Consider the following 26,448-nt stretch of genomic DNA (forward strand, 5'->3'; position numbering starts at 1 on the left):
TCCCCGCACCGCAGCCTTACCTACGGGCGCAAACCGGAGGACCGGGCGCAGGCTCGAGGCGAAAATCTGATTCGTCGTGGAGGGTGGGCGAATTCGCCAGCAGGACGACGCCGGTAATTACAATGGCGGCGGCGAGGGCGAGGGGCAGCGGGTCCGGATAGACCGTCGTGGCGAAGAGAGTGAGCCCGGCGGTGTAGCTGAGAACCGGATCGGTGACCGTCATGGTGGTGAGCGCGGTGGGCAGAGAACCACGGGCGAAGGCTTCCTGCGTGAGCACCCCGCCGATCACGGTCGAGAACGGCACACCGACCCACGCCCAACTCCACTGCGGCAGTGCGGGAGTCGCCACCGCGACCAGGACCGCCGTTGTCGCGATACAGCACCCGGCCGCCATCGCGGTGAGCATCGACCGCGGCTGCGTCGTCCCCGCCCGCCACGCCGCCCCGAGCAGCACCACCACCGCGACAACCACCGCTCCCCCAGCGATCGGCAACCGCTCCATCCGCACCGATCCGATCGAAACATCTTGCGCTACAAGGAGTGCCAACCCACCGCAGACCGCCACCGTCCCCGCCCAATCCCGGCGCAGCAACCGAATCCGCCGACGCCGCGCCGCGATCGGCAACGCGAACAACAACTGCACCACCAGCAGCGCCTGCACCGTCGAGATCGCCCCGTACCGCAAAGCTGCGGCGTGACAGGCGAATCCGAGCACACCGCACCCCTGACCGAGCAACCAGCGCCGACTGGTGAACAGGGTGCGCGCGATCCCGGCCACCGCCAGCCGCCCCGCCGCACCGTCCAGCGCGAGCGTCGCCCCGCGCGCACTCCCCTGCTGCCAGGCCGCCGACACCGCGAACAGCAGGGCGGCCAGCAGCGCCAGCGCGCCACCGGCCGCCCCGGCGCCGAGCGTGATCACACGCCCATCCTCGACGACACCGGTTAATCCCAGATGTCGCCGGTGTGGAGCGTCGACTACTTGTAGGTCGCCAGGCAGGCGCCCTCGCCGTCGAGCACGCCGGTCCGGAATGCCTCCAGCCGCTGGTAGCCGCTGGGCACCAGCTTGCCGTCCACGTCGCTGGCGGCCAGGCCGTCGGACAGCAGCCCGGACACGGCGGAGTCGAGATCACCCGAGGTCAGCCTGGGGTCGCTGGCCGGGTCGCTGAGCCTGGTGGTGATCACCCCCGACAGGCACGCGGTGCGCAGACCGGCGGTATCCGCGCCCCTCAGCGGCATATTGCGATCCTTCTCCACGGCGAGCGCGTATCGGGAGATGAACACCAGGAAGGCGTTGTAGTTGCCCTCCACCATGGCCGACAGCGGCTCGTCCGCGCCGGGCAGCGCTCCGGCACGCGCGGCCAAGCCGGGCACATTCGTGCCGATCCGGTTCGCGGCGGGGCAGTACGACACCGGCTCGATCCCGGTGTCGGCCGGGCACTCTCGCACGATGCCGGAGTAGTCGTACTGCGGCGGCTGCGACACCGGGTAGATCCTGGTCAGCGCCTGCGCGACCAGATCGAGGGACGGCGCGTCGACCGGGAGCTGGTTCTCCTGGTCGCCTTCCTCGAAGCTGGTGGGCAGCCCGCCGCGGCGCTCCTTGATCTCCTTCTTGTTGATCGTCTTGCAGCCCTCGGTGCCGTCCTGCCAGCCGATCTGCACCGCGGTCACCCGCTCGAAGGCCGAGCCGTGCGAGTTGTTCTTGCCCTCCGGGTCGTGGTCGCGGACGGCGACCGCCGCGCCCAGCACACCGTTGAGCCCGTCGGTGGTGTTGAGCGTGAAGTGCGCCGAATTCCCCTCCGCGACCTGGCGCAGGAAGACACCGGCGAAGCAGTCCGCCTGCTGCTCCAATACCAGTGTGGGCGTGAGGAACCCGTTGAGCCGGGCCTGATCCTGCAGCGAGTGGCCGTACTCGTGGGCGAGCACCATCACCACCGCCATCTTCCCGTACTTGTCGGTGATCAGCGGTAGCAGCTTGCCCCGGTCCCAGCCGATGGTCTTGTCCAGCTTGCAATAGGCGGCGTTGACCATGTGATAGGTCGTGGACTTGCAGAATTTCACCGCCTGCTCCTCGGGGGCGCGCGCGTCCCAGGAGATGAAGCGGTCCACGGGCTTGAACGTGCCCTTGAAGAACTTCGGATACTCGGCGCTCCAGTAGTCCTGCAGGTCCGACAGCGTGTTCAGGGCCAGCCGGTCCATCTCGCCGCCGTCGCCGTTCTCGGCCTGGAGCGGCGCGTCGGGTACGCCCGCGCGCGGGCCGCTGGGTCCGCCGCCCTGGGCCGCGCCGGCCACCTCCCACGGATTGCCCTGGTCGGTGGCCGCGGCCTGCTGCACCGCGGTGCCCGCCTCCCCGCCGCAACCGGCCAGCGCCGCGATCAGCACCAGCAGTCCCGCGAGCGCCACGAACCGCGGGCGTATGTGTCGTATCAAATTGTTCGCCTCCCCGTTCACCACTGAAAACGCACCCGGACCACGACGATCCGGTTCCGCGCCAGCGGTCCCCCCGTCTCCGAGCGCACACATCGTAATCGCACACCGCGCCGATAGCGCAACGTTCACTCGGCTCCACGCACGGGAAGTTCGGCTTGTGAGAAGCGGCGCACGGGATACGCGACGTGGCGGCACACTCGCCGGGGTGAGCGGGCGGCGCGTGCCTCAGGCGAGCCTGGCGGCACGCGCGTTCAAATACCGCTGCTGCGGCAGACTTCTCGCCTTCGACGCCGCCGCACGGTACGCGTCCCGCGCACCCTCGCTGTCGCCCAGCAACTCTCGCAGGTGTCCGCGCACGGCGTCGACGCGGTGATCGTCGGGCAAGCGCCCCGCGACCTCTTCGACCAGCTTGAGCCCGGCGGCCGGGGTGCGCGACATAGCCACCGCCACAGCGTGGTTCAGCCGCACGACGGGATTGTCGCCGAAGTCCAGCAGGCGCTCGTAGAGCAGAGTGATCTGCGGCCAGTCGGTCGAGCCGTAGTCGGGCGCTTCGTCGTGCAGGGCCGCGACGGCCGCCTGTAGTTGATAGGGACCGACGGGGCCGCACGGCAGCGCGGCGGTGATCAGCGCGACGCCTTCCGCGATATCGGCTGCGCGCCAGCGACTCCGGTCCTGCTCCTCCATCGGGATCAGCTCGCCCGACGGTCCGGACCGCGCCGGGCGGCGCGCATCGGTGAGCACCATGAGCGCCAGCAGCCCCGCCACCTCGCTCTCCGCGGGCAGCAGCCGGTGCAGTATCCTCGCCAACCTTATTGCCTCCGAGGACAATTCGACCCGATGCAGCTCAGGCCCGGAGGTCGTGGCGTAACCCTCGGTGAAGATCAGATACAGCACGTGCAGGATCGCTCTCAGCCGCTCGGCGCGTTCGGCCGCCGAGGGCGCCGCGAAGCGAATTCCGCTGTCGGCGACCGTCTTCTTGGCCCGGGTGATGCGCCGCGTCATCGTCGCCTCGGAAACCAGGAAGGCGCGGGCGATCTCGGCGGTGGTGAGGCCGCCGACGGCCCGCAGCGTCAGCGCGATCTGCGCGGACGCGGACAGCGCCGGGTGGCAGCACATGAACAGCAGGATCAGCGTGTCGTCGGCGTCGCCGGGACGGTCGGCCGCCGGTGCCAGCCAGTCGTCTGGCAGCCTGCGCCGCACCACGGTGTCCTCGCGGGCGCGCCGGGCCTGTTCACTGCGCAGCAGGTCCGTCAGCCGCCGCGAGCCGACGGCGATCAGCCAGCTCAGCGGCCGCTCCGGCAAGCCGTCGCGGGGCCACGCGGTCGCGGCGGCCAGCAGCGCCTCCTGCACCGCGTCCTCGGCGAGGTCGAAATGGCCGAAGCGGCGCACCAGCGCACCGAGAACCTGCGGCGCGGAGTCGCGCAGCAGGCCGTCGAACTCGGTGCGCGACATCAGATCTCGCCCGCGGACTCCGCGATCGGCCGGATGTCGGCGTAGGCGCGGGCCCAGGCCTCCTCGGGCGCGGGGCACTTCCCCAGGCGCGCCGCGATCTCGGTGGCGCGGTCGAAGCTCTCGCACTCCACGATCCAGTAGCCGGCGAGCACCTCCTCGGTCTCGGCGTAGGGCCCGTCGGTGACGAACGCGGAGCCGTCCCGATTGCCGACCCGGCGGGTATGCACCGGCGCGACCAGGCCGCGGGTTTCCACCAGTTCCCCGGACTCCTCCAGTTCCTTGTTGAACCCCGTCATGAACTCCGCCATCGCGGCGAAGTCCTCGGACGTCCAGACCGAGCCGCCGTTGCCCGAGAGCCCGTCGTAGTCCTGCTGCGATGCGTAGCTGAGAATCATGTACTTCACGATCACTCCTTCTCGACCGGCGCCCCGTCGGCGCCTCTCACCAGGTACGTCGGAGCCGCCCTCCAGTTTCGGACACGGCGGGCGCGAACATTACGGAACCCTTGGTTCCGCATGTGCTACATTCGGAACCGTGAGTTCCGAAACCGGGCCGCGTCCCGGGCGACCGCTCTCCACCGAGACCGACCGCGCGGTGCGGGAGGCCACGCTCACCCTGCTGGCCGAGGTCGGCTATGCGGGGCTGCGGGTGCAGGAGGTAGCGGATCGCGCCGGCGTCGGCAAGGCCGCGCTGTATCGGCGCTGGCCGTCGAAGGCGGCGCTGGCGCTGCACCACCTGATCGGCGACCTGCGGCCGCGCGAGTACCGCGACACCGGCAGCCTGCGCGGCGACATACGAGAGGTGGCAAGGGATTTCGTCGCCCGCATGGGTCACCCGCGGGTGCGCTCGGTGCTGCCGGAGATGATGGTCGACCTGCTACACGACCGCGCCCTGCACAGCGTGTTCGAGGAGGTCTGCCTGCTGCCGGAGCAGGATCTCATCCACCGCGTCGCCGCCCGCGCGATGGAGCGCGGCGAACTCGCCGCCCTGCCCGACTTGCGGTGGGCGCACGCACAATTCGCCGGGCCGGTGTTCCTGTGGCTGCACCTGCTCGGCGGCGAGAACGACCCGGCCCTCGCGGACCGGGTCGCGAATTCGGTGGCGGCCGCGTGGCTACACCCTGAGGAGAACACATGAACACCTGGTTGTGGGTGGGGCAGATCGTCCTCGCCGCGTCCTTCGTCCTCGGCGGACTCGTGAAAGTCGCACTCCCCAAAGAGAAATTGCGCGGCGGGATGCCGTGGGTCGACGACCTGTCCCAGCGCGCCGTGGCCGGTATCGGCGCGGTGGAGGTGCTCGGCGGCGCCGGAGTGGTGCTGCCCTGGGCCACCGGGATCGCCCCGATACTCACCCCGATCGCGGCGGTCGGACTGGCGCTGGTGATGGTCGGCGGCTTCGCGACGCATCTCCGCCGCGCCGAATACGCCCGGTCGCTGTCCAATGTCGTGCTGTTTGTCGTCGCCGTTCTGGTAGCGATCGGGCGGTTCACCTGACCCGCTCGAAGCTGGCACGCGGCGCTTGCGGGTTCACCTGACCCGCTCGAGCGGGCACGTGGCGCTTGCGGGTTCACCTGACCCGCTCGGAGCGGGCACGTGGCGCTTGCGGGTAGCGGGGAACCGCTGGTGCTGCTGCACGGCTGGCCACAGCACTGGTGGCAATACCTACTGGCCTCTCGTTATCCGCGTCGGGCGTGGCGCTACATCGCGCTGAACACGGCGAGTACTTCGTGCCCGCACCTCGGGTGCTCGCGCGTGGCGTGCGACTGTGGCACGTCGCGGCCAACGCCGCCCCGGCCGTCCCTCCAAAGGAGGGGACGGAGCCTTCCGTCCGCGATGAACCGCCACTGCACGGGATTTGCGGGCTGATCAGCTGGCAGGTTGCGAATCTTGGTGCTCGACAACGTTTTTCGAGGCGGCTTCCGCCAGTGCGTCGTGCAGTAGCTTCGCCGTATTTCCGGCGCGTTTGCCGCGCAGGATCACCTCTGTGAAGCCGTCGACGAGCGCCTGCGCGGGGTCCAAGGCGTTGTATCCGCCGTTGCCGCCGTGCAGGGAATCGGTGAGCGCGGCCTGCCAGGCCTTGTCGTGCGCCCGGAAATTGCCCGCACGGTCGAGGGCACGGGCATACTCCTGCACCACAGCGGTGTACACCGCGCGCTCGAACTTGCGCCGGAACCACCGCGGTTCCTCGGCAGAGCCCTGGCGCACCAGGGTTTCGTCGAGAACCAGCCAGAAACCGCTGCCGCCCTCCGCACGCGGTCCCGGCCCGGACGGCTGCACCACGCCGAGCGTGCCGGGCCCCAACTCACCGATCTCTATACCGCGCACCGGAATCGGATACTTCGCGTGCAACTCGTCAAGAGCCGACGCGATGACCCGAGCCGTGCGGGGGTCGATCCCGTCCCGATCGCAGCCGACGATCTCCAGGGTGCGGACGGGCTGCTGCGGGTTCGGTGCGGGCTCGGTGTGCAGGGGGTTGGCCGGGAGGCGTTCCGTCGACGGGGCATCCGACAGCAGGGAGTCCACCGACTGAGATCGAGTCGGCGGAGGTTCCGACAGCAGGGAGTTTGCCGACGCAGATTGGGATGGTGGGCGTTGCGCCAGCGGGGGGTCCGACAGCAGGGAGGCCACCGACGCAGATGGGGACGGCGGGCGTTGCGCCGACAGGGGTTCCGACAGCGTGGGGCGAGGCGGCAGCAGGTCTCCCGGCAGCGGGTCGCCCAACAAGCGCGCGGCGGGTTCTGCCGCTGGGGGCACATCTGTCGAAGGTTTCAGCGGGGCACCCGGCAGTGGATCCGTCGGCGCGGTCTCGGCCGGGACACGTTCTGTTCTCGGGGTTTTCGGAGGGCGAGGTCGCAGGAGATCCGTCGACGACGGATCGGGCAAGAAGGGCTGCTTCGGAAGACGTTCCGCTGGCGTAGGTTCCGGGGGCGGCAGGGGGGACTGCACGCTCTCCTCCGGCAATGGGGTCGCCCCCGCGACCGAGTGCGTCGTCCTGGGTTCAGGCGTAAGACGTTCCGCCGACGAAGGTTTCGGCGGCCGGGCTCGCAGCAAATCCTTCGACGACGGATCAGGCAGGAACGGCTGCCTCGGAAGCCGTTCTCCCGACGCAGGTTCGGGCGGCGACAACGTGGACTGTGAGTCGCCCCTCACCAGCGGCTCCGCCGGCCCGGATTCGGCCGCAGATTGTTCCACCGACGAAGCCTTCGGCGGCCGAGGCCGCAGCAGATCCCTCGACGACGGATTGGGCAGGAACGGCTGCCTTGGAGGACGTTCCGCCGAAGCAGGTTTCGGCGGCAACAACGGTGGCCCCGAGTGTTCCTCGGGCGGCGAGCCGACCGGCCCGGATTCGGGCGCAGGTTGTTCCGCCGACGAAGGCTTTGGAGGCCGAGGCCGCAGCAGGTCCGTGGACGACGGATCCGCCAAGAACAGCTGCCTCGAAAGCCCCTCCCCCGACGCAGGTTTCGGTGGCAACAACGTGGAACCCGAGTGTTCCTCCGGCAGCGGGCCGACCGGCTCGGGTTCGGACGCGACAGGTTCTCTGGGCTTCGGAGGCCGCAGAAGGCCCGACGTCGAGGGATCGGCCAGCAACGACTTGGCTGGAAGCCGGTTCGCCGGAACATGTCTCGGAAGCTGAGGTGGGAGGTCGGGAAGTTTCGCCTGCCGGGGCTCGGCCTGAGCATGCTCTGCTGGCACACGCTCAACCGGCGGAGCCTCGGCCGTCAACCCATGTTGAGCAGTGTCGGACTCGTCCCTCGGAGACTTAGCGGGCGCAGGCTCGGCCTCAGCCGAGAAGGGCTGCACCGGCCCATACTGGGCGAGCACCGCCTCGCCCGGCGACGGTTGCGCAGGCACGTGCTCGGCAAGCACCGGCTCGACGGGCGCCGGTTGCGCAGGCGGGCGCTCGGCAAGCACGGGCTCGCCTGGCGACAATTGCGCAGGCACGTGCTCGGCAAGCAGCGGCTCGCCCGGCGACAAGTGCGCAGACGCATGCTCTACCAGCACCGGCTCGCCCGGCGGCAGTTGGGCAGGCGGGCACTCGGCAAGCACCGGCTCCACTGGCAGCTGTTGCGCAGGCGGGCGCTCGGCAAGTACCGGCTTCACTGGCGACAGTTCCGCTGGCACGAGCTCACTCGGCACAGCATCAGGAGGCGCAGACTCGTTCGCGGGCGGCCCGGCCAGGGGGTGTTCGACTGGCGGAGGTTGTGTTTCGACCGACGGCGGTTGGGCCGGGGCATTCTTCGCGGGGTCGGGTGGTGATGGTTGAACCGAGGGAGGTTCGACTGGGAGGGGTTGCGCTCGTAATGCTTCCGCCGCCGGGGAATGGGCCGATACCTGCGCGGTCGCCGCGGGGCGAGGCGGAGCTGGCCGAACTTGCCGACGACTGCCCGAGAGTCGTTCGGCGGGTATGGGTTTGCCGGTGCTGCGCAGGTAGGACGGCCGCGAATCAGGGTCACGTGCAGGCTCGTGCGGTGCGAGTGGCCGCGCGGCGGGCGAATCGGTGTCAGCGGGGGGAGCGGGCGCGTGAGCCACGGCCGACATTGCGGGCCCGGGCGCTGAAACCGACGCCACAGCGGGCGTATCCGCGGCCGCGGACCCCGCCGCCGCGGGAGCGGCCACGCGTCTCGACCACGGCGTGGGAGCAGGTTTGCGCGATGAAGGGCTGGACGGAGGAAGGCGGACGGTGAGCGAATCCGGTTGTGCAGCTGCTGTTTCCGACGGAGCCGAAGCCCTCGCAGCCGCCGAAAACTCGGACGCCGCGCCTCCCGGCCCCACCGACGTCTCCGACACCGACGACATCCTCGGAGTCCCCGAGACCTCCGACGCCCGCGTGCTTCCCGACCCCACCGACGTCTCCGACACCACCGAAGCCCTCGGAGTCCCCGAGACCTCCGACACCGCAGCGCTTCCCGACAGCGCCGAGGACTCCACAACCGCCGAATCCGCCGGGGTCACCGAGCTCTTCGACGCCGCCGAGCTTCCCGAGGCCTCCGGCATCGATCGGACTCGCGGCGCCGATGGGCTTTCCCACTTTGCCGGGGTGTCCCACCTCGCCGCCGAACCCGCCTTCCCGAAGACCTTCGGCTGCGTCACCGACGCCCGTGCCGGCGGACCGCTCGTGTGCGCCTCGGCGGCGGCGATGACCGCCTTCAACTCGTCGACGGTGATGGCGGCGCGGGCGATGAGCTGTTCCAGCGTCGACACCAGCGCACGCAACGTGTCCGCGTCGGACTGCGAGGGCTGGCTCACCGGTCTCTCCTGCTCGTTCCGCCGCCACCGGACCGAGCGAACCAGGCCTCGGCCTCTCGGTGGCGAAAACAACTGTCCCACGCCGAGACCACTCGGATATCACCAGCAGCGAGGAAACACGCGGAATCCTCCCGCACCATTCTCTCCTGACCGAGGCACCGCCCGCCCTTCCCGGACGTGGTGAGAATCGCAAGACCCCTGCACAAGCCCACGGTTGACACGTTCGAGCGCGTAGGGATCGCACGCCAGCTCACCGGTGAGTTCGAGGCGCACCTCACGGTGCACCCGGTCGCAGACGACGCCCAGCTCATCGACTGGGCTGCCGTCCACGGTCTGCGCTATTCGCACATTCTGCTCGACCGTGGCGCGACTCCCGATCAACCCACCCAAGCATTCCCGGGCAACGTCAGCAATTGGCTCGACCGCCTCGCCCGCGCCATTCCGACGCGATGACCAAGCGAGGGCCCCGCGGCCCTCGTTTCCGGGTGATGGACATGTCGTAGTCCCCGACACCACCTTTCCGCCATGACCGACCTCAGACATCGTCTTCGAGCAGTAGCAGGTAGGCAGCTTCCAGATGCACGACACACTCGTCCGGCGGATGGCGACCGTGAATACTGCGGAGCTCTTGAGCTCGCTCCGGAGTCAGGTCGATCAGGTGTACTTGGCACATGAATTCGGCGAGCTTGCCGTCTGCGTGGACAAATGTGCGGTGCCGCAGCGGGTCCGGCTCGGCGGTGTGGCTCACGGCGAGCCCTCACATATCCGGCGGGAGACGTCTGCCCGCACACAAGTCGCCGACCAGGGAGTTGTAAGCATCACTCAGACGCGCTATTCGGAACGCATCTTCGTGCGCGGGGGCGACGCGGTAATCCAGCCGCATTCCTGCCATGCGGGCGATGACCAAACCCACCGTCTCCGTATGCCAGACACCGGAGACGTGGCTCCTGCCACCAAGTGCCGTCGCGACATGACGGTCGACGCCGGTTACCAGAGCCGCCAGCGCGGCCTCGGCAGCAACGAACTCGCCGACGACACTGCGCAATTCATCGTCGGACACCGCGCTTGCCTCGCGCAACTGCAGCTGCGCCGCCATGCGTGCGCGCTGCACCGCAACCATGCGGGCAGCGGCATCGACGAGGCTCACCGGCACCCCGTCGTCGCTCTCACTCCGAAAGGCTCTATGCAAACACCCGGCCGTCGGCAGCAAACGTTTGCAGGGATCTCCTGTCGCTGAATATCTTTCGGGTTGCGTCATGGTGGCGAGTTGATGGATCGCGAGCGTCTTGTACAGCATCGGCACAAGCACCTCCGAGTCGCGTGACGGATGAGAGGTACCCGGCATCGAGGGCGCACACCACCTGCTCCGGCTCACCTTGCAGCGATACCCGACTATGAGTCGCGGCGGCGGCTCGGTGCTGGCTACCACGCCTGAAGGTATGCGCCACAGCACATTTGGCTCGACTGAAAATGCTTGAACGCGCAGACGTCATGCGGAAATCGGTATAAAATGCAGCGATAGCGAATGATGTAACGAAGATTCACCGGTGCCACCCTCGAACGCTCAGCGACATAGTGGGGATTCCGACGATGCACGTGACCGGCGAGACCATCCGGCGAATTCGCAAGTCTCTCGGGATGACCCAAAGCGAACTGGGCGCACTCATCCACTTCACACAACCCGCCGTCTCACATCTGGAACGCGGCGGTCCGGCCAGCTATGATCTACGCGTTCTCCGCCGCGTGGCGAAAGCGCTGCAGGTCCCCCTCGCCATGTTGGTGGTGGAGGCGAACGAGGAGGCGGACGTGCAACGTCGCCAATTCTTCAAGGCCGGAGCCCTCGGGTTCGGCGCCGCTGCGATCGGCCGCGTCTCCCCGCTCGAGGCGCCAACGACGGCCGGGATCAATGTCGGCTCGACCGATGTCGAGCGAATTTGCGCGAGCATCAACCGAATACATGAACTTCAGCTGATAGCCGGCGGGGACCGACTTTGCGCAATCACAACCAATGCGGTGCATCACGTCGAGCACTTACTCGACAGGGGCACATACAGCGACCGAATAGGCAAAGCATTGACGAGCGCCGGCGCTGAGATGATGACCGCCGCAGGCTGGGTGCACTACGACGCCGGGCGCTGGAGCGAAGCGCGACGCTTCTATGCTGAGGCCGCGCAAGCGGCCACAGTTGTAGACGACGGAAATGCCGCTGCTCATGCTCTGATCAACGCCTGCCTGCTGTCGTACCGCGAGGGCTCACGCCCGAAGGAGGGCGTGAAAATGGCAGCGGCCGCTCAACTCGCTGCTCGACGTGCGGGCGGCCCGAAGATCCGGGCCTTGGCCGCCCTGCGCGAGGCGGAGGCACACAGCGTACTGGGCGACAAGACCGCCGCGGTGGCCGCGATCAACCGAGCACATCGAGCGTTCGAATCAACGAGAGGCCACGACCCGGCATATCTGTCCTCTCTGTCGAATGCACATCTGAGTGGCCTGACCGGACTCTGCTTCATGCGACTCGAAGACTTCGACGAGGCTGCCATCCATCTACGGTCAGCCATCGAGGGTATGCCGCTGTACCCGCGCGAACGGGTGGCGTGGCAGATTCGCCTGGCACAGAACCACATTCGCGAGACGGCAGTTGCGGATGGCTGCGCGATACTCGTCGAAAATTTCGGAGAAGTCAGCAAAGTGGCCTCGACACGACTTCGAACAGCTCTTTCCGAGATCGCCGCGGAACTTCGACGGCACACGTCGGTAGCAGAGGTCCGAGAATTCTTCGAGGTCTGGACAGCCCATTAATGCCAGACGGGACGATGGCAGCGCAAACTCACTGCCGCGCAAGGTATTCCATGACCCGTCTGCTCAGCATTTCGTAACGATGTCTTGTGTGGTCGTCGGACAAGCAATACTGGCGAGTCGACGTAAATCCCCTGGTCCTCGGACCCGGGATGGTGAACCGTGTACCGGGTGGGAATTGTTGGCGGGTGAGGTCGATCGCTTCGCCGTCTATGGCGTTCAAGTAATGCGACACGGTCTTTCCGTTGGGAAGCGTGGCTGTGGTGTGCACGATGTGCCCCGCGAAGTAGTCCTGCACCACACAGGCTGTGACGGCGCATTGGCCTTTCGCAGGGTTTTGCATGGTCCAATCCGGAGCGGCGCTGGTTTCCGCCGACCAGGCGGCTTGCAGAGCGGCCTGGAGGGTCCCTACGGAGACCTTGCCCATGGTCGCCATGATACGGAGCGATGCCCCGGTATCGTCGGTCGATGGCGCTGATGGGCAGCGGGAAGTCGGGCAGACTCGGTGTGCTGGGCTATTACTGGTTTCTGACTTTCGCGCAAGGTTCGGAGTTGTCTCTGCTCGCCGGGCGATGTCAGAAATCGATCGCCTCGCCCTACTACACCATGGTCCCGGGCGAGGGTCTGCATCTGACATTGGACAGGGTTGGGTATGCCGATGGGGTTGTGCCGGAGGAGGTTCGGGCGATCGAGATGGCAGCGCTGCTCGCGTGCCGGGAGGTGCCGCCTTTCGATGTCGCGGTTGGTCCGCCCTTCGACGTGCACGGCGCCATAGGACTGAGAGTGGCGCCAGCCCATAAGGTTTGGCAGCTGCGCGACGCGCTGCGGGGGGCGACATTGTCCGTGGTGCCGGAGGCGCCGGTTAGGGCGTCAACCTCGGATCCGCATGTGACGATCGCTTATCCCGCTTACGGCGAGGGCATGCGGGTGGATACGAGGGCAATGGTCGGCGGGATCAATCGCCCTGTGCACCAGGTCGGGTCGACTGTTGCCGAAGCGGCGCTGGTGCTCCTCGAACGGTTTCGGGGGTCGTATTCGTGGGAGGTTGTGGCGCGGATTCCGCTGATGGGTTCGAAGGAGCATTTCGAGACGCGGTGATCGGTTCTGACCGCGTGGAGGTTCAACTGCCACAGCAGAACTCGACCACAGCGACCCCCAACCCCCGTACCCTCGATCGGTATGGGGAATGAACCTGCGGTGGGTGGGCGGCCTATGGGGGTGGACGAATGTGTTCGGCGGTGGGACGGGTGGACTCCCGAGGATGTTGCGGGGCGGCTGGGTGGGGTGGGGGTGCCGTGGGGAGTGACGGCGGGGTGGGCGGTGGATTTGTTCGTCGGGGAGTGGACTCGGGAGCACAACGATCTCGAGATCACCGTGCCGCGCGGGAGGTTCGGGGAGGTCGCCGCGGCGTTCGGTGAATATGAGTGGGATGTTGTCGGGGACGGACGAGTGTGGGCCTATGCCGAGGTTGCGGGGGATCCGGAGCTTCATCAGACCTGGTTGCGAGATCCTGGTAGCGGGAAGTATCACCTCGATGTGTTCCGGGAACCGCACGACGGGGATCGGTGGGTGTGCAGGCGGGACGAAACCATCACGCTGCCTTTCGCGGAGCTGATCGAGGTCGGGGCGGCGGGGATTCCGTATGTGATTCCCGAGGTGGTGTTGTTGTTCAAAGCCAAGGCGCGCCGGGAGAAGGACGACGCGGATTTCGCCCGGGTGCTGCCGCTGCTCACCGATCCGCGTAGAGCGCGGCTGGCGGAATGGCTCGAACGGGTACACCCGGGCCATGCCTGGCTCGCAGCGCTGGCCCGCGGCGAACTCGGCTGACCCGCTCAGTCCTGCCGGCGGTGCGGGACGAATTCCAGCGTCAGCAGCGCGGCGGCGGTGAACACGATCTCACGCCAGCGGATGAGTACGAAGCGGTCGTCGGCGAAGGAGTTGAACTTGCGCAGGAAGCGGTACAGCGACTCCAGCCGGATCAACGGATCCAGCGTGCGGGCGGCCACGTAGATCGCCTGGCGGGAGCGGGTGCGCTCCTTGTCGGCGAACAGTTCCGGGAACGCGGCGAAGGCCAGCGAGATGCGCCGCACGCCTTTGTCGCGGCCGTAGTCGACCAGGTCCACGATCATGCGCTCGTCGAGACCGTTGGGGGCGTCCTTGCGCCGCCACGGCACATCGAGGCTCAGCTCGGTGCCGCCGTTGGATTCGCCGTAGCGCTGGAAACCGACCACCCGGCCGTCCGCGTCGCGGGCGATGACCAGCAGCATGCCCGGGTGCCGGCCGTCGAGCAGGTGGTCGAGGATCATCGAGAACCCGCGCGTCTGGTGCCCCTTGCCCCACTCGTCCACGATGTCGAACAGGGTCGCGCGCAGCGAACCGCCGATCTCGATCTCCTTGACGATCTCGGTGGTCACCCCGAAATTGCGGGTGCGGCTGACCGCCTGCCGCAGATTGCGGAACTTGCGGCCGACCATGTCGAACCGGTCGACATCGATCACCACGTCGCGGCCGATCGGGATGGCCCGCAGTCCGTGGTGGTCCACGGCCCGCGCGCGCCACAACTCGGTCAGCTCCGGGCTCGCGCCCAGCACCGCGACCCGCCAGCCGTGATTCATCGCGAACTCGGAGAACTCACCGATCAGCTCGGGAAAATCGGCGCGGTTGCCGACCGGGTCACCGGCCACCACCGCGATGCCGAACCGGGCCCGATACCCCACGGCCGCAGTCGAATTCGCGTTGAAGAAATACGATTTCGCGGAGTGCAGCGCGAACGGCGCGAGCGGATCGCCGACGGTCCGGTCGACCAGCGCCGCGACCCGGTATGCCTGATCGGGTTGCGGCCGCGAGTTCTGCGGCAGCATCAGGATCAGTCCGGTCGAGGCCAGGCAGACGAAACCCACACCCGGATGACCGTTGTGATAGGCGATATTGGAGACGCCGAGGACGAGCACCGCCACCGTGACATGCGGCAGCGTGATCGGCCGCCGCAGGTGCAGTCCGCGCGCCACGAACAGCCCCGACAGCGACACCGCCACGAACCAGCCGTGGTCCACGCCCTCGCGGGAGGCCCGGTCGGCCGCGTACACCAGCACCACGCCGACGAGCACCAGCACCACGATCAACGGCACCCGCACCGCGCGGGTGGGCGAGAGCGCCGCATCCCGATAGGTTCTGCGGTAGCCGGCGACGGCCGAGTTCACTTCGGGCACGTCACAGCCCCCGGCCGCACCGCGACCGCGGCGCCCGCTGGTGGCCGTGCCACACGTCCACGAACATGCTCGTCCTCCCGATGATCGCGTCCTGCACCACACTATGCAGAACAAACGTTCCGGTCGGTAGTACCCACTGCGGCGAGGAACATCGCTCCCGACCGACGAAGCACACCCCCGGACCGGTATCCCCCTAAATCATAGGATGAATCCGGCGACGCAATGCGCACGCACTTCAACGGATACTCCCCCCGAGTTGTTCCCGCAATGGGTTTATGCGTTGTGCCACACGGCAATTACCCCCGCTCAGCTGCCGAACACACGCTCCACGACGGTCTTGGCACGCCGGGTCACCCGCATGTAGTGATCCAGGAATTCGCTGCCGTCGTCGTTGGGCCAGCCCGCGACCTTGGCCACGGCGGATAGTAGACGGCCCGGGCCGGGCAACTGGTCGGCCGGTTTCCCGCGCACCAGGACCAGGGCGTTGCGGGCGCGGGTGGCCGTGAGCCAGGCGTCGCGCAGCAGTTCCACGTCGGTGGCGTCGAGCAGGCCCGCGCGCTCGATGGCGTCCAGCGATTGCAGCGTGGAGGTGTTGTGCAGCTCGGGCACCTCGTGGGCGTGGCGCAGTTGCAGCAGTTGCACGGTCCATTCGATGTCGGCCAGGCCGCCGCGCCCCAGCTTGGTGTGGGTGGCCGGATTGGCCCCGCGCGGCAACCGCTCGGAGTCGACGCGGGCCTTGATCCGGCGGATCTCGCGCACCGACTCCGCCGATACGCCGCCCTCCGGGTAGCGCACCCGATCGATCATGTGCAGGAAGCGCACGCCCAGCTCCTGGTCGCCCGCGACCTGGTGGGCGCGCAGCAGCGCCTGCACCTCCCACGGCTGGGCCCACTGCTGGTAGTACGCCTCGTAGGCCGCGAGTGTGCGCACCAGCGGCCCGTTGCGGCCCTCCGGGCGCAGGCCGGCGTCGACCTGTAGCGGCGGGTCGGTGCTGGGTGCGCCCAGCAGCCGCTGCACCTGCTCGGCGATCCCGATGGCCCACTTCACAGCGACCGTCTCGTCGGCACCGGCACGCGGATCGCAGACGAACAGCACGTCCGCGTCGGAGCCGTAGCCCAGTTCCTTGCCGCCGAGCCGGCCCATGCCGATGACCGCGAGAGCGGCCGGCGCGGGCTCGCCGGTCTCCGCCTCGCTCGCCCGGATCACCGCCAGCAGCGCGGCCTCGAGCACCGCGACCCACACCGAGGACAGCGCGTTGCAGACCCGCGGCACGTCGAGCATGCCGAGCACGTCGGCCGAGGCCACCCGGGCGAGTTCGTGACGGCGCAGCGAACGGGCCGTGGCGACAGCGCGTTTCGGGTCGTCGTAGCGGGCGGCGCCCGCGAGGATGCCGGTGCGCACGTCGTAGAGCTTGGGCGAGAGCAGCAGCGGCCCGGTCGGCCCGTCGGCGAACATGCGGATCGTCTCGGGCGCGTTGATCAGCAGGTCCGGGAGGTACGCCGAGGAGCCGAGCACGATCATCAGCCGCTCGGCGATGGCGCCCTCGTCGCGCAGCTCGCGCAGGAACCAGGTCTGGTTCTCCAGGCCCTCGGAGATCCGGCGGTAGGCCAGCAGGCCCTGGTCGGGATTCGGCGTCTCGCCCAGCCACTCCAGCAGCGTCGGCAGCAGCAGCGCCTGGATGCGGCCCTTGCGCCCGACCTCGCCGGTGAGCGCCTTGAGGTGACCGAGCGCGTTCTCCGGGGCCGCGTAACCCAGCGCGGCCAGCTGCCGCACGGCCGCCTGCGGGCTCAGCCGCAGCGCGGCGGCGTCGAGGCGGGCGACCGATTCCAGCAGCGGCCGGTAGAACAGCTTGGCGTGCAGCCGCCGCACCCGCACCGCGTTGCGCTTGATCTCGCTGCGCAGCACGCCCACCGCGTCCTGCCGGCCGTCGGGGCGCATGTGCGCCGCGCGCGCCAGCCAGCGCATGCCCTCCTCGTCGTCGGCGGCGGGCAGGGTGTGGGTGCGCTTGAGCCGCTGCAATTGCAGCCGGTGCTCGAGCAGGCGCAGGAACTCGTAGGAGGCGGTGAGGTTGGCGGCGTCGTCGCGGCCCACGTAGCCGCCCGCGGCCAGCGCGGTCAGCGCCTCCACGGTGCCCTGCACGTGCAGCGAGTCGTCGGCCTTGCCGTGCACCAATTGCAGGAGCTGGACGGCGAATTCGACGTCGCGCAGGCTGCCGTGGCCCAGTTTCAGCTCGCGTTCGCGGAGATCCGCCGGGACCAGGTCCTCGACGCGGCGGCGCATGGTCTGCACGTCGGCGACGAAATCCGGGCGCTCCGAGGCGTTCCAGACCATCGGCATGACCGCGGCCCGGTACTGCTCGCCCAGTTCGAGGTCACCGGTGGCGGGCCGATTCTTCAACAGCGCCTGGAACTCCCACGTGCGCGCCCACCGCTTGTAGTAGGCCAGATGCGACTCCAGCGTGCGCACCAGCGCGCCCGCCTTGCCCTCCGGCCGCAGCGCCGCGTCCACCTCGAAGAAGGCGTTGCCCGCCACGGTCATCAGCTCGGCGGCCAGCCGGGTGGCGGTGGTGTCGGCGGGTTCGGCGACGAACACCACGTCCACGTCGGAGACGTAATTCAGTTCACGCGCACCGCATTTGCCCATGGCGATCACCGCGAGGCGCACCGGCACGGGCTCGTCCGGGCAGACCCGCGCCACCGCGACCGACAGCGCCGCGGTCAGCGCCGCGTCGGCCAAATCGGTGAGGTGGCGGCCGACCTGCTGATACGGCAGCACCGGCTCGTCCTCCACCGTGGCCGCCAGGTCGTGCGCGGCCAGCAGCATCAGCTGATCGCGATACCGCTTGCGCAGCAACGCGATTGCCTCGGGCCCCGCGATCGACGCACGGTACAGCGCGGAGGGGGTGTCCTCCGCGGTTCCACGATCACCTGTCCCCTGGCTCGCGGACCGTGCGTGCTCCGCGCTGCCCCGAGTCTCTGCCTCCTGGCTGGCGGGCCGTACACCGGGCTCGGGTACCGCCCCCACCGCGTCGAGCAGGTCCGCGACGAGTTCGGCGCGGGCGGGAAGTTCGCCCCGGCGCAACACCTTCCAGGTCTCCGGCTCGGCGACGAGGTGGTCGGCGAAGGCGCTGGAGGAGCCGATGAGCGCGAACAGCCTGCCGCGCAACGGGATCTCGGTGCGCAGCGCCGCGTCGAGTTCGGCCCAGCCCGCGCCGAGCCGCTCGCGCAGCCGGACCAGGGTCAAGAGCGCGAGGTCCGCGTCGGGCGAGCGGGACAGCGCCCACAGCAGCGCGACGCTGTCCACGTTGTCCCACGCCAACTCTCGCAGCGCCTCGGCCGCGGTCGGTTCGAGGAGTCCGAGCCGACCGGCGCCGGGCACCGCGGGACGGGCAGTCGGTGGCCGTACCATGCCCTCAAATTACAGGGTCGGCGGCCGCTGCCGGGGACACATCCCCGGGAACGGAGAAAGTGTTCTCGGTTCGCGCCGCCGCCGGACACCTACCTCACAGATCGAGGTATTCCTGGAGTTCCCACTGGGTGATCTGGGCGCGGTAGCCCGCCCATTCCCGGCGCTTGTTGCGCAGGAAGAAGTCGAACACGTGCTCGCCCAGGGTCTCGGCGACCAGCTCGGAGCGCTCCATCGCCTTGAGCGCCTCGTCCAGGCTGCCCGGCAGTTCCTTGAAGCCCATGGCGCGGCGCTCGGCGGAGGTCAGCGACCACACGTCGTCCTCGGCCTCGGGCGGCAGCGTGTAGCCCTTCTCGATGCCGCGCAGGCCCGCGGCCAGCAGCACCGCGAACGACAGGTACGGGTTGCAGGCCGAATCGGGGCTGCGGATCTCGACGCGGCGCGAGGACTGCTTGTTCGGCGTGTACATCGGCACGCGCACCAGCGCCGAGCGGTTGGATCGGCCCCAGGACGCCGCCGTCGGGGCCTCGCCGCCGTGGATCAGGCGCTTGTAGGAGTTGACCCACTGGTTGGTGACCGCGCTGATCTCGTTGGCGTGCTCCAGGATTCCCGCGATGAACGCCCGCGCGGTCTCCGAGAGGTTGTTCGGGTCGTCGGGGTCGGCGAAGGCGTTCTGCTCGCCCTCGAACAGGCTCATGTGCGTGTGCATCGCCGAACCCGGGTGCGCCGCGAAGGGTTTGGGCATGAAGGTGGCGCGCACGCCCTCGTCGATGGCCACCTCCTTGATGAGGTAGCGGAAGGTCATCACGTTGTCGGCCATCGACAGCGCGTCGGCGTAGCGCAGGTCGATCTCCTGCTGGCCGGGCGCGCCCTCGTGGTGGCTGAACTCCACCGAGATGCCCATCGACTCCAGCGCGTCGATGGCGTGGCGGCGGAAGTTGGGGGCCTCGTTGTGCACCGCCTGGTCGAAGAAGCCGCCCTTGTCCACCGGGATCGGGTCGCCCTTGGCGTCCGCCTCGGCCTTCACCAGGAAGAACTCGATCTCCGGATGCACGTAGCAGCTGAAGCCGAGGTCGCCGGCCTTGTTCAGCTGCCGGCGCAGCACGTGCCGGGGGTCGGCCCACGACGGCGAGCCGTCGGGCATCGCGATGTCGCAGAACATGCGCGCCGAGTGCTGGTGTCCCTTGCTGGACGCCCACGGCAGCACCTGGAACGTGGACGGGTCCGGCCGGGCGACCATGTCGGCCTCCGAGACGCGAGCGAAGCCCTCGATGGCCGAGCCGTCGAACCCGATGCCCTCCTCGAAGGCGCCCTCCAGCTCGGCGGGCGCGATCGCGACCGACTTCAGGTACCCCAGCACGTCGGTGAACCAGAGTCGTACGAAGCGGATGTCCCGCTCCTCGAGCGTCCGCAGCACGAATTCCTTCTGGCGATCCATACGCGCGAGCGTAAGCACCCGGCGTTAAATCCGTGTTACATAGCCATTGTCAGGCAAATTAACCGCATGTGAGTCCGGCCGGCGGCACGGTCAGATCGGTGAGATAGGCGATCACGGCGTCGTCGACACACGGCACGCCGCCCGACAGGAACGCCGTGTGCCGGGTGCCCTTGTTGGTGATGAGCGCCGCGTCGAGTTCCTTGGTGAGGTTCACGCCCGCCTCGTAGGGGGTCGCCGGATCCTGGGTGGTGGACACGACCACCGTCTTCGGCAGTCCCGACACGGTGATGTTGTGCGGGGTGGACGAACTCGGCACCGGCCAGAACGCGCACAGCTCGAGCGGCGCCTGCCCGCTGGCGTGTCCGTCGTCCAGGAACGGAGCGACCTTGCGGTATTCGGCGTCCTGCTTGTCGGCCACCGCGCGGTCCTTCACGGCCGGGTCGTCGACGCAGTGGATCGCCATGAACGCGTCCTGCGAGTTGTCGTAGCTGCCGTCCTGGCGGCGGCCGTCGTAGAGGTCGGCCAGGCGCAGCAGGATGTCGCCCTTGCCGGTGGCCAGCTGGGACAGCCCGGCGCTCAGCACATTCCAGTTGTCCTCGGCGTAGAGGGTGTTCTGCACGCCGGTGATCGCGTCGCCGTAGGTGAGCGGGCGGCCGTCGTCGGTGGCCGCCGGGCGGTCCCACAGCGGGCCGACCAGGCCCTGGAACCGCGCCACGGCCTGTGCCGGGTCCGGACCCAGCGGGCAGTCCGGCTGCCGCGCGCAATCGGCGGCGTATTCGTTGAACGCCTGCTGGAAGCCGGCCGCCTGCTGCACCGATTCCTGCACCGGGTCGGCGTCGGGGTCCAGCGCGCCGTCGAGCACCAGGGCGCGCACCCGATCCGGGAACTTCTCGGCATAGGACGAGCCGAGCCGGGTGCCGTAGGAGTAGCCGACGTAGTTCAGCTTCTCGTCGCCGAGCACCGCGCGGATCACGTCCATGTCCTGCACCACTTCCCGGGTGCCGACGTGGGCGAGGAAGTCGTTGCCGGTGCGCTCGGTGCAGCGGGTGGCGAACTGCTTGTTCTCGTCCTCCGCCGCCGCGATGCCGGCGGGGCTGTTGTCCTTGGGCGGCTCGGCGCGCTCCTCGTCCCACTCGGTGGCGGTGAGGCAGGCGATCAGCGGGGTGGACGCGCCGACGCCGCGCGGGTCGAAGCCGATGCGGTCGAAGCGCTGCGCGAGCGCGGTGTCCCCGCCCTGCTGGGCCATCCACAGGCCGGGCTGGCCCGGGCCGCCGGGGTTGAACAGCAGCGACCCGATGCGCTGACCGGAGGCCTTGATCCGGGAGATCGCGATCTGCGCGGTCGCCCCGTCCGGCCGGGCGTAGTCGACCGGCACGGTGACGCGGGCGCACTGCGCCTCCTTGGGGAACCGGTCGGTCGCGTCACCGAAGTTGTCGCAGCTGCTCCACTCGGGAGTCTGGGTGTAGAACTTCTCCAGATTCGCCGGCGACGGCGTCACGGCCGAGGTCGTGGCGGTCTGGTCGTTCGTCGAGGTGGAGCAGGCGGCGGCCACACACAGCAGGGCCACCAGGGTGGCGAGACGGCCGGTTCGCGACAAGGACATGCGGACGATCCAACCAGACGAACCTGTGTGACGAATTGCATGGTCGGCACGCCTTAATCGGGATGTCCGCCCGGTGGCAGACTGAATGGGTCCGCAGTGGACGAGTCACGACAACCCGGGGACCCGTACGGGCCTCGAGGCGACGACGAAAGGGACGATGATGTCCGCATCCGGAGAAACCGCTGCCTATGGCGCCGCACCGACAACTTCCCGCCGGAAGACGCGAGTACAGCACCTGCAGCAGATGAAGGCCGCGGGCGAGAAGTGGGCAATGCTCACCGCCTACGACTACTCCACGGCGAAACTGTTCGAAGAAGCCGGAATTCCGGTGCTGCTGGTCGGCGATTCGGCGGCCAATGTGGTGTACGGCTACGACACCACCGTGCCGATCACCATCGACGAGCTGGTTCCGCTGGTGCGCGGCGTGGTGCGCGGCGCGCCGCACGCGCTGGTGGTCGCGGACCTGCCGTTCGGCAGCTACGAGGCGAGCCCGGAACTCGCGCTGGCCTCGGCCACCCGGTTCATGAAGGAGGGCGGCGCGCACGCGGTGAAACTCGAAGGCGGCGAACGGGTTTCCGAGCACATCGCCCGGCTGACCGCCGCCGGGATCCCGGTGATGGCGCACATCGGGTTCACCCCGCAGAGCGTCAACACCCTCGGCGGGTTCCGGGTCCAGGGCCGCGGCGACGGCGCCGAGCAGCTCATCGCCGACGCCATCGCGGTGCAGGAGGCGGGCGCGTTCGCGGTGGTCATGGAGATGGTGCCGGCCGAGCTGGCCGGGCAGGTCACCCGCAAGCTGACCATCCCCACCGTCGGCATCGGCGCCGGCGTGGACTGCGACGCGCAGGTGCTGGTGTGGCAGGACATGGCGGCCTACACCAGCGGCAAGACCGCCAAGTTCGTCAAGCACTTCGCCCGCCTCGGCGACCAGCTCCGCGACGCCGCCGCGACCTACGCCGACGAAGTGCGGCGCGGGGTCTTCCCGGCCCCCGAGCACAGCTTCTGACGTCCTGTCGCGGCCTTTAGTTCGAGGGCTCCCCGGCGGCACGTCTCCCGAGATTCGGAGGCGTGCCGCCGCTCTCTGCTCTCCGCGACGGGAACGGCGGCCGTCGGGGATCGGTGGCAGACTCGGAGTCCGACCGAGCACGCACGAGCAGAGGGAACAGATGTCGCAGAGCCGTTGGATGACTCGCGGAGCGCTGGGGGCGGCCGGGGTGGCCGCCGCCGCCCTGATCGCCGGATGTGGGGGCGGCGGCACCACCGGATCGCCCGAACCCGCCGGCTCGAGCGGGTCCGTCACCTCCACGGCGGCGCATGCCAGCGGCTCGGCGACCGCGAGCACGACGCCGGGCCCGGTGGCGGTGCCCGATCAGGTCGCCAAGCAGCTGTGCGATCGGATCCAGCCGCAGCTGTCGGACTGGCGCGTGCAGGGACCGACCCTGGGCCGGGTCGCTCTGAACATCACCGTGCACGAGTGGGCGGCCGCGAACGGCGGCATCAACATGCAGGTCCTCGGCGACAAGGCCGTGGTCGACCGGATCACCACCGCCACCTGCTCCGACACTCGCACCCAGGCGCTACAGGCGCTGGAGCTGCCCGACCTCGCCTCGGGTATCGCGTTCTGATGCGCACGCTGTACCCGTCGCTGCCGGCCCGCCGCGACGGCCTGCTCGACGTCGGCGACGGTCAGCGCGTCTACTGGGAGGAGAGCGGGAACCCCGACGGCAAGCCGGTGGTGTTCCTGCACGGCGGCCCCGGCGGCGGCATCGCGCCGTTCCATCGCCAGTTCTTCGACCCGCGGGCGTACCGCATCGTGCTGTTCGACCAGCGCGGCTGCGGCCGGTCCACGCCGCACGTCGCCGACGGCGCGAGCCTGGAGACCAACACCACCTGGCATCTGGTGGCCGATATCGAAAGGCTGCGAACGCATCTGGGGATCGAGCGCTGGCAGGTGTTCGGCGGTTCGTGGGGCTCGACGCTGGCGCTGGCCTACGCGCAGACCCACCCCGACCGGGTCACCGAGCTGGTGCTGCGCGGCATCTTCCTGTTGCGGCGCAAGGAGATCGACTGGTTCTACAACGGGCTCGCCGGTTACGTCTATCCTGACGAGTGGGAGAAGTTCCTGGCCGTGGTGCCGGAACCCGACCGCCGGGGAGACCTCGTGAGCGCCTATCACCGCCTGCTGCACTCCCCCGATCCCGCGGTCGCCACCGCGGCCGCCGTCGCGTGGTCGAGCTGGGAGGGGGCGACGAGTTCGCTGCTGCCGCACCCGGAACGGATCGCCGAGACCGCCGAGCACCGTTTCGCGCTGGCGTTCGCCCGCATCGAGAACCACTATTTCGTGCACGGCGGCTTCCTCGACGACGGCCAGCTGCTGCGCGACATCGACCGGATCGCGCACATTCCCGGGGTGATCGTGCAGGGCCGCCACGACATCGTGTGCCCGGCCGTCAGCGCCTGGGACCTGCACCGGGCCTGGCCGAATTCGACGCTGCACATCGTCCCCGACGCCGGCCACGCCGCCGCCGAGCCCGGCATCACCCACCATCTGGTGGAGGCCACCGACAAGTTCCGGAGCACCTGATGAACGCCGCAACCGGTCCCGCTCTCCGCGCCGCACTCGACGAGGACGTGGACCGGTTGCTGTCGGCCGAACCGGAAGTCCGTGCCGACGCCGAGGATTCGGTGCATCAGATGCGGGTGGCCACCCGGCGGCTGCGCAGCATTCTCCGGTCGTATCGGAAGGCGTTCCACCGCAAGGAGATCGACGCGATCCGCGACGAATTGCGCTGGCTCGCCGGACTGCTCGGGGTGGCCCGGGACGCCGAGGTGCGCGCGGAGCGGTTCGCGGCGCTGGCCGCGGAGCAGACCGGCGAGCAGCGGCGGGTCTGCCGGCGCCTGGTGACCGTCGAGCGGCACCGGTACGCCGAGGCGCACCGGGAGGTGCTGCGCGCGCTCGACGGCGACCGCTACCGGCGGCTGCGCAAACGCCTGAAGGCCCTGCGCCGGGATCCGCCGCTGCGGCGCGGGCGGGCGCGCGCCGAGGCCGCGCGGTCGTTCTCCGGTGTGCTGCGCGACGATTTCCGGCGGGTCCGGGCGCTGGTGCGCGCCGAGGAGACGGTCGCGGACGCCGACCGCGTCGAGCATCTGCACGAGATCCGCAAGGCCGCCAAGCGTTTACGGTATTCCGCGGAGGCCGCCGTGCCGGTGCTGGACGGGCCCGCCGAGGAGCTGTCCGCGCGGGCCAAGAAGCTGCAGACGGTGCTCGGCGACCACCGCGACGCGGTCGAGGCGATGGCCACCATCCGCGCCCGCGCGGCCGCCGCCTCCACCCGCGGCACCGTCACCGCCGACTACGACCGGCTCTACGACGCCGAAGCCGACGCCGCCCGCAAGGCCCTCGACCAGTACCCGGCCGCCGCCGAGTTCCTGCGGCACAAGTATCGGCGGTGAGCGTCCCGCGCGCCGCGCGGTGTTTCATCGATTCCCTCCCGGGTAGGGCCGCCACGTAAGGGCAACCGCCCAGCGCGGCCTGCCGAACGACGGAGGGAGCGAGCGATGGGTTTCGCCGAACAGCAGCAGGACGTGCCCGGCGTGCAGTCGGCCATGGAGCCGGTGCCCGACTGCGGCGAGCGCAGTTATCGCGGCAGCGGCAAGCTCACCGGCAAGGCGGCCGTGATCACGGGCGCGGACAGCGGCATCGGGCGGGCCGTGGCCATCGCCTTCGCCCGCGAGGGCGCCGACGTCCTGATCTCCTACCTCAACGAGCACGACGACGCGCAGGAGGTCGCCGACCTGGTGCGCGAGGCCGGGCGGACCGCCGTGACGGTGGCGGGCGACGTCTCCGACCCGGCGCACTGCCGGTCGATCATCGACGCGGCGGTCGCCGAATTCGGCCGGATCGATGTGCTGGTGAGCAACGCCGCCTATCAAATGACCCACGAGACCGTCGAGGAGATCACCGACGAGGAGTTCGACTACACCTTCCGCACCAATGTGGGCGCCTACTTCGCGCTCGTGCGGGCCGCGCTGCCGCACATGCCGCCGGGCTCGGCGGTGATCGGCAGTTCGTCGGTCAACTCCGACATGCCCTCCCCCACGCTGGCGCCCTACGCCGCCACCAAGGCCGCCATCGCGAACCTGTCCGCCAGCCTGGCGCAGTTGCTGGGGCCCAAGGGAATCCGCGTCAACAGCGTGGCGCCGGGACCGATCTGGACACCGCTGATCCCCTCGACCATGCCGCCGGAGAAGGTGGCGAAATTCGGCGACGACACCCCGCTCGGCCGTGCCGGACAGCCGGCCGAACTCGCGCCCGCCTACGTGCTGCTCGCCAGCGACGACGGGAGCTACATCTCCGGCGCCCGCCTCGCCGTGACGGGCGGCCGGCCGATTCTGTGAGGAGGTGGTCACCATGACCGAACCGCAAGACACCTGGGACCCGCCGCAGGACACCGGCGCGCCCGATTCCGTGGAGACCGATCCGGGGGCGCTCAACAGCGCCGAGGATCTCGACGAGGACCGCCTGCAGGCCGATCCGCTGGAGGAGGGCATGGATCCGCCGGAGCACTGGTCGGAGGCCGACAAGTACGGCACCACGCCCTGGGAGGAGGCGCACGACCGCCCACTGGGCGAGCGGCTCGCCGAGGAGCAGCCCGACACCGAGCCCGCGCCCCCGGACGAGAACGGCCCCGCCGAAAGCGACGCCGTCGACATCCCCGACGAGGCGCCGAAGCGCTACGAGGAGGAGCTCGGCACCTCCTCCGACGTCGCGGGCGGCTCGATCGCCCAGGGGATGCGCAGCCCGGAACCGCCGGACTGAGCCCGGGCCTCGCGAAACAGCCTGCGGGACAAACAAAAATCCGGGTCGGCCTCGGG

25 protein-coding genes are annotated in these 26,448 nt (G+C 69.3%); 13 read left to right on the forward strand and 12 right to left on the reverse strand.

Annotated features, from left to right (window positions below; translation table 11 throughout):
- Window positions 1-16: 16 nt before the first annotated feature.
- The 4 genes from IU476_RS29240 to IU476_RS29255 form a co-directional block, all read right to left on the reverse strand.
- Window positions 17-919 (reverse strand): DMT family transporter, encoded by a 903-nt coding sequence (locus IU476_RS29240; RefSeq protein ID WP_324194400.1) that lies wholly within the window; start codon window positions 917-919, stop codon window positions 17-19.
- A 56-nt stretch (window positions 920-975) separates the two neighbouring features.
- Window positions 976-2,400: a neutral zinc metallopeptidase gene (locus IU476_RS29245; protein ID WP_324194401.1), complete on the reverse strand. Its 1,425-nt coding sequence runs from the start codon at window positions 2,398-2,400 to the stop codon at window positions 976-978.
- Between the two features lie 252 nt (window positions 2,401-2,652).
- Window positions 2,653-3,879: an RNA polymerase sigma factor gene (locus IU476_RS29250; protein WP_195105520.1), complete on the reverse strand. Its 1,227-nt coding sequence runs from the start codon at window positions 3,877-3,879 to the stop codon at window positions 2,653-2,655.
- Window positions 3,879-4,274 (reverse strand): YciI family protein, encoded by a 396-nt coding sequence (locus IU476_RS29255; RefSeq protein WP_228824537.1) that lies wholly within the window; start codon window positions 4,272-4,274, stop codon window positions 3,879-3,881. Before IU476_RS29255 ends, IU476_RS29250 begins: the two co-directional genes overlap by 1 nt.
- Window positions 4,275-4,413: 139 nt before the next feature.
- Between IU476_RS29255 and IU476_RS29260 the strand changes: the two genes are divergently transcribed.
- Both IU476_RS29260 and IU476_RS29265 read left to right on the forward strand, forming a co-directional pair.
- Complete coding sequence (locus tag IU476_RS29260) at window positions 4,414-5,016, forward strand: TetR/AcrR family transcriptional regulator (RefSeq protein ID WP_195105522.1); 603 nt, start codon at window positions 4,414-4,416, stop codon at window positions 5,014-5,016.
- Window positions 5,013-5,372, forward strand: a complete 360-nt coding sequence (locus IU476_RS29265) for a DoxX family protein (RefSeq protein WP_195105523.1) — start codon at window positions 5,013-5,015, stop codon at window positions 5,370-5,372. Before IU476_RS29260 ends, IU476_RS29265 begins: the two co-directional genes overlap by 4 nt.
- A 372-nt stretch (window positions 5,373-5,744) precedes the next feature.
- On the opposite strand, the gene IU476_RS29270 is transcribed toward IU476_RS29265, so the two are convergent.
- Entirely contained in the window at window positions 5,745-6,401 is a 657-nt protein-coding gene (locus IU476_RS29270) for a hypothetical protein (RefSeq protein WP_195105524.1), read from the reverse strand.
- A gap of 2,158 nt (window positions 6,402-8,559) precedes the next feature.
- On the opposite strand from IU476_RS29270, the gene IU476_RS29275 reads away from it, so the two are divergent.
- Together IU476_RS29275 and IU476_RS29280 are read left to right on the forward strand one after the other, a co-directional pair.
- Window positions 8,560-9,309, forward strand: a complete 750-nt coding sequence (locus tag IU476_RS29275; protein WP_195105525.1) for an HAD family hydrolase — start codon at window positions 8,560-8,562, stop codon at window positions 9,307-9,309.
- A complete protein-coding gene (locus tag IU476_RS29280) occupies window positions 9,303-9,578 on the forward strand; it encodes a hypothetical protein (RefSeq protein WP_195105526.1) in 276 nt (91 codons plus the stop codon). The genes IU476_RS29275 and IU476_RS29280 overlap by 7 nt, the downstream gene beginning before the upstream one ends.
- 82 nt (window positions 9,579-9,660) lie before the next feature.
- On the opposite strand, the gene IU476_RS29285 is transcribed toward IU476_RS29280, so the two are convergent.
- Both IU476_RS29285 and IU476_RS29290 read right to left on the reverse strand, forming a co-directional pair.
- The gene (locus IU476_RS29285; RefSeq protein ID WP_195105527.1) at window positions 9,661-9,873 is read right to left on the reverse strand and encodes a hypothetical protein; all 213 of its coding nucleotides are present in this window, start codon (window positions 9,871-9,873) and stop codon (window positions 9,661-9,663) included.
- A gap of 9 nt (window positions 9,874-9,882) precedes the next feature.
- Window positions 9,883-10,422, reverse strand: coding sequence for a hypothetical protein (locus IU476_RS29290; protein ID WP_195105528.1), 540 nt, complete (start codon window positions 10,420-10,422; stop codon window positions 9,883-9,885).
- 299 nt (window positions 10,423-10,721) lie between these two features.
- On the opposite strand from IU476_RS29290, the gene IU476_RS29295 reads away from it, so the two are divergent.
- Window positions 10,722-11,921 carry a helix-turn-helix domain-containing protein gene (locus IU476_RS29295; protein WP_195105529.1) on the forward strand — a complete coding sequence of 400 codons (1,200 nt, stop codon included), beginning with the start codon at window positions 10,722-10,724 and terminating at the stop codon, window positions 11,919-11,921.
- 28 nt (window positions 11,922-11,949) lie between these two features.
- On the opposite strand, the gene IU476_RS29300 is transcribed toward IU476_RS29295, so the two are convergent.
- Window positions 11,950-12,345, reverse strand: coding sequence for a YunG family protein (locus IU476_RS29300; RefSeq protein ID WP_195105530.1), 396 nt, complete (start codon window positions 12,343-12,345; stop codon window positions 11,950-11,952).
- A 41-nt stretch (window positions 12,346-12,386) separates the two neighbouring features.
- On the opposite strand from IU476_RS29300, the gene IU476_RS29305 reads away from it, so the two are divergent.
- Both IU476_RS29305 and IU476_RS29310 read left to right on the forward strand, forming a co-directional pair.
- Window positions 12,387-13,016 carry a 2'-5' RNA ligase family protein gene (locus IU476_RS29305; protein ID WP_195105531.1) on the forward strand — a complete coding sequence of 210 codons (630 nt, stop codon included), beginning with the start codon at window positions 12,387-12,389 and terminating at the stop codon, window positions 13,014-13,016.
- A 114-nt stretch (window positions 13,017-13,130) separates the two neighbouring features.
- Entirely contained in the window at window positions 13,131-13,745 is a 615-nt protein-coding gene (locus IU476_RS29310; RefSeq protein ID WP_228824523.1) for a nucleotidyltransferase domain-containing protein, read from the forward strand.
- Window positions 13,746-13,750: 5 nt separating this feature from the next.
- Here IU476_RS29310 and IU476_RS29315 read toward each other — a convergent pair whose 3' ends face one another.
- From IU476_RS29315 to IU476_RS29330, 4 genes are all read right to left on the reverse strand, one after another.
- Entirely contained in the window at window positions 13,751-15,127 is a 1,377-nt protein-coding gene (locus tag IU476_RS29315) for a bifunctional lysylphosphatidylglycerol flippase/synthetase MprF (protein WP_195105533.1), read from the reverse strand.
- A 306-nt stretch (window positions 15,128-15,433) separates the two neighbouring features.
- The gene (locus tag IU476_RS29320; RefSeq protein ID WP_195105534.1) at window positions 15,434-18,535 is read right to left on the reverse strand and encodes a bifunctional [glutamine synthetase] adenylyltransferase/[glutamine synthetase]-adenylyl-L-tyrosine phosphorylase; all 3,102 of its coding nucleotides are present in this window, start codon (window positions 18,533-18,535) and stop codon (window positions 15,434-15,436) included.
- 94 nt (window positions 18,536-18,629) lie between these two features.
- Entirely contained in the window at window positions 18,630-19,970 is a 1,341-nt protein-coding gene (glnA, locus tag IU476_RS29325) for a type I glutamate--ammonia ligase (protein WP_195105535.1), read from the reverse strand.
- Between the two features lie 58 nt (window positions 19,971-20,028).
- The gene (locus IU476_RS29330) at window positions 20,029-21,573 is read right to left on the reverse strand and encodes an alpha/beta hydrolase (protein ID WP_195105536.1); all 1,545 of its coding nucleotides are present in this window, start codon (window positions 21,571-21,573) and stop codon (window positions 20,029-20,031) included.
- 157 nt (window positions 21,574-21,730) lie between these two features.
- On the opposite strand from IU476_RS29330, the gene panB reads away from it, so the two are divergent.
- The 6 genes from panB (at window position 21,731) to IU476_RS29360 (ending at window position 26,392) form a co-directional block, all read left to right on the forward strand.
- Window positions 21,731-22,579, forward strand: coding sequence for a 3-methyl-2-oxobutanoate hydroxymethyltransferase (panB, locus tag IU476_RS29335; RefSeq protein ID WP_195105537.1), 849 nt, complete (start codon window positions 21,731-21,733; stop codon window positions 22,577-22,579).
- A gap of 178 nt (window positions 22,580-22,757) precedes the next feature.
- Window positions 22,758-23,198, forward strand: coding sequence for a hypothetical protein (locus IU476_RS36400; RefSeq protein WP_228824524.1), 441 nt, complete (start codon window positions 22,758-22,760; stop codon window positions 23,196-23,198).
- Window positions 23,198-24,157 carry a prolyl aminopeptidase gene (pip, locus tag IU476_RS29345; protein ID WP_195105538.1) on the forward strand — a complete coding sequence of 320 codons (960 nt, stop codon included), beginning with the start codon at window positions 23,198-23,200 and terminating at the stop codon, window positions 24,155-24,157. The genes IU476_RS36400 and pip overlap by 1 nt, the downstream gene beginning before the upstream one ends.
- Window positions 24,157-25,026 carry a CHAD domain-containing protein gene (locus tag IU476_RS29350; RefSeq protein ID WP_195105539.1) on the forward strand — a complete coding sequence of 290 codons (870 nt, stop codon included), beginning with the start codon at window positions 24,157-24,159 and terminating at the stop codon, window positions 25,024-25,026. Before pip ends, IU476_RS29350 begins: the two co-directional genes overlap by 1 nt.
- A gap of 105 nt (window positions 25,027-25,131) precedes the next feature.
- Complete coding sequence (locus IU476_RS29355; protein ID WP_195105540.1) at window positions 25,132-25,971, forward strand: glucose 1-dehydrogenase; 840 nt, start codon at window positions 25,132-25,134, stop codon at window positions 25,969-25,971.
- Between the two features lie 13 nt (window positions 25,972-25,984).
- Entirely contained in the window at window positions 25,985-26,392 is a 408-nt protein-coding gene (locus IU476_RS29360; RefSeq protein ID WP_195105541.1) for a hypothetical protein, read from the forward strand.
- The last annotated feature ends 56 nt before the right edge of the window (window positions 26,393-26,448 follow it).

Origin of the sequence: Nocardia blacklockiae (genome assembly GCF_015477355.1) — a bacterium.
Taxonomy (GTDB): domain Bacteria; phylum Actinomycetota; class Actinomycetes; order Mycobacteriales; family Mycobacteriaceae; genus Nocardia; species Nocardia blacklockiae.

What these genes read in the sequence shown, in the direction of transcription:
- IU476_RS29355 (WP_195105540.1), top strand. Translation starts at nt 25,132, where the DNA reads ATGGGTTTCGCCGAACAGCAGCAGGACGTGCCCGGCGTGCAGTCGGCC.
- IU476_RS29330 (WP_195105536.1), bottom strand. Translation starts at nt 21,573, where the DNA reads ATGTCCTTGTCGCGAACCGGCCGTCTCGCCACCCTGGTGGCCCTGCTG.
- IU476_RS29250 (WP_195105520.1), bottom strand. Translation starts at nt 3,879, where the DNA reads ATGTCGCGCACCGAGTTCGACGGCCTGCTGCGCGACTCCGCGCCGCAG.
- IU476_RS29255 (WP_228824537.1), bottom strand. Translation starts at nt 4,274, where the DNA reads ATGATTCTCAGCTACGCATCGCAGCAGGACTACGACGGGCTCTCGGGC.
- IU476_RS29360 (WP_195105541.1), top strand. Translation starts at nt 25,985, where the DNA reads ATGACCGAACCGCAAGACACCTGGGACCCGCCGCAGGACACCGGCGCG.
- IU476_RS36400 (WP_228824524.1), top strand. Translation starts at nt 22,758, where the DNA reads ATGACTCGCGGAGCGCTGGGGGCGGCCGGGGTGGCCGCCGCCGCCCTG.
- IU476_RS29310 (WP_228824523.1), top strand. Translation starts at nt 13,131, where the DNA reads ATGGGGGTGGACGAATGTGTTCGGCGGTGGGACGGGTGGACTCCCGAG.
- glnA (WP_195105535.1), bottom strand. Translation starts at nt 19,970, where the DNA reads ATGGATCGCCAGAAGGAATTCGTGCTGCGGACGCTCGAGGAGCGGGAC.
- pip (WP_195105538.1), top strand. Translation starts at nt 23,198, where the DNA reads ATGCGCACGCTGTACCCGTCGCTGCCGGCCCGCCGCGACGGCCTGCTC.
- IU476_RS29290 (WP_195105528.1), bottom strand. Translation starts at nt 10,422, where the DNA reads ATGCTGTACAAGACGCTCGCGATCCATCAACTCGCCACCATGACGCAA.
- IU476_RS29300 (WP_195105530.1), bottom strand. Translation starts at nt 12,345, where the DNA reads ATGGGCAAGGTCTCCGTAGGGACCCTCCAGGCCGCTCTGCAAGCCGCC.
- IU476_RS29265 (WP_195105523.1), top strand. Translation starts at nt 5,013, where the DNA reads ATGAACACCTGGTTGTGGGTGGGGCAGATCGTCCTCGCCGCGTCCTTC.
- IU476_RS29305 (WP_195105531.1), top strand. Translation starts at nt 12,387, where the DNA reads ATGGCGCTGATGGGCAGCGGGAAGTCGGGCAGACTCGGTGTGCTGGGC.
- IU476_RS29320 (WP_195105534.1), bottom strand. Translation starts at nt 18,535, where the DNA reads ATGGTACGGCCACCGACTGCCCGTCCCGCGGTGCCCGGCGCCGGTCGG.
- IU476_RS29350 (WP_195105539.1), top strand. Translation starts at nt 24,157, where the DNA reads ATGAACGCCGCAACCGGTCCCGCTCTCCGCGCCGCACTCGACGAGGAC.
- panB (WP_195105537.1), top strand. Translation starts at nt 21,731, where the DNA reads ATGATGTCCGCATCCGGAGAAACCGCTGCCTATGGCGCCGCACCGACA.